The following is a 1,916-nucleotide window of genomic DNA, read 5'->3' as shown; positions in this document are numbered from 1 at the left end:
CCTTCACCGCACAACGCCCCAGCCCACTCCTCACCGACCTACCAGAAAACCAGCAACCAACGGCGCCGCACGCCGCCGAGCGAGAGGCGTCGTCGGCCGAGACGTCGCTGCTGCGGGAGATCGGCGGGGCGCTGCCGGGGCAGCAGCGGCAGTTGCTGCTCACCCATGTGCGCAGGCAGGCCGCGGCCACGCTCGGACACGACTCGGTGGATGCCGTGCCCGCCACCAAGCCGTTCCAGGAGCTGGGGTACGACTCACTGACCGCCGTGGAGCTGCGCAACAAGCTCAACGAGTCGACGGGCCTCGGCCTCCCCACCACGGTCGTCTTCGACTACCCCACGCCGGACGCACTGGCCGGCTTCATCCACGGCGAGCTGTCCGGGGAACATCCGGAAGGCGCCCCATCCGCACGTTCGGCAGCGGTCGTCCCCCAGCATGACGAGCCGATAGCGATCGTGGGGATGGCATGCCAGTTCCCGGGCGGTGTGCGCTCCCCCGAGGAGTTGTGGGATCTTGTGGCATCCGGCGGGGACGCGATCGGGGACTTCCCGGTGGACCGCGGGTGGAACCTGGAGACGCTCTACAACCCCGACTCCGAGCATCCGGGCACCAGTTATGTGCGCGAGGGCGGATTCCTTTACGACGCCGGGGAGTTCGACGCCTCGTTCTTCGGCATCAGCCCACGCGAGGCCCTGGCCATGGACCCCCAGCAGCGACTGCTCCTGCAGACCGCCTGGGAGGCGATGGAGCGTGCCGGGATCGCCCGCGAGAGTCTGCGGGGCAGTGACACGGGTGTGTTCACGGGCCTGACCATCTTCGATTACCTGGCGCTCGTCGGCGAGCGGCCGCTGGACGTCGAGGGCTATATCGGCACGGGCAACCTGGGGTGTGTGGCGTCCGGCCGGGTGTCGTACATCCTGGGCCTGGAAGGGCCCGCGGTGACCGTGGACACCGGCTGTTCGTCATCGCTGGTGGCGATGCACCTGGCGGCGCAGGCGCTGCGGCAGGGCGAGTGCTCGCTGGCCCTGGCGGGCGGGGCCACGGTGATGGCCACGCCGGGCTCGTTCGTGGAGTTCTCCCGGCAGCGCGGCCTGGCCCGCGACGGGCGGTGCAAGCCGTTCGCGGCCGCTGCCGACGGCACCGGATGGGGTGAGGGCGTCGGCTTGGTGGTGCTGGAACGTCTTTCCGACGCGCGGCGCAACGGGCACCAGGTACTCGCTGTCATACGTGGATCCGCCATCAACCAGGACGGCACCAGCAACGGCCTCACCGCCCCCAACGGCCTCTCCCAGCAGCGGGTGATCCGGCAGGCACTGGCCAACGCGAGCCTGTCCCCCGCCGATGTGGACGTGGTCGAGGCCCACGGCACCGGCACCACCCTCGGCGACCCCATCGAGGCCGGCGCCCTGCTGGCCACCTACGGCCGGGAGCGTCCCGAGGGCCGGCCGCTGTGGCTCGGCTCGGTCAAGTCCAACATCGGTCACGTCCAGGCGTCGGCGGGTGTCGCGGGTGTCATCAAGATGATCATGGCGATGCGCCATGGGATGCTTCCGCCCTCGCTGCACGTGGACGAACCAACTCCGCATGTGGACTGGGAGTCCGGCGGAGTACGGGTGCTCACCGAGCGGATGGAGTGGACGGTGGACGGCCGTCCGCGGCGGGCAGGGGTCTCCGCATTCGGCATCTCCGGCACAAACGCCCACGTCATCTTGGAACACGTCCCTGACGAGTCCGGATCCCAGCCGGTGAGCACGGCATGGAACGAGGGCGTGGTGCCGTGGGTGGTGTCCGCGCGGACCTCGGAGGCCCTGCGGGAGCAGGCGCGGCGGCTGGCTGGGCGGGTCGGTGCCGAGCCTGGTCTGTTGCCGGTTGATGTGGGGTGGTCGTTGGTGGTGTCGCGTTCGGTGTTTGAGCAT

1 protein-coding gene is annotated in these 1,916 nt (G+C 70.0%); it reads left to right on the top strand.

Annotated elements, in window-relative coordinates; all coding sequences use genetic code 11:
• Positions 1–1,916: type I polyketide synthase (locus ABCR83_RS32580; RefSeq protein WP_462698875.1), on the top strand; the 1,916-nt coding region annotated here is incomplete at both ends.

The sequence above is a fragment of the Streptomyces xingningensis genome (assembly GCF_054957865.1).
The sequence above is the reverse complement of the archived record's forward strand: the minus strand, read 5'-3'. Positions and strand labels throughout refer to the sequence as shown.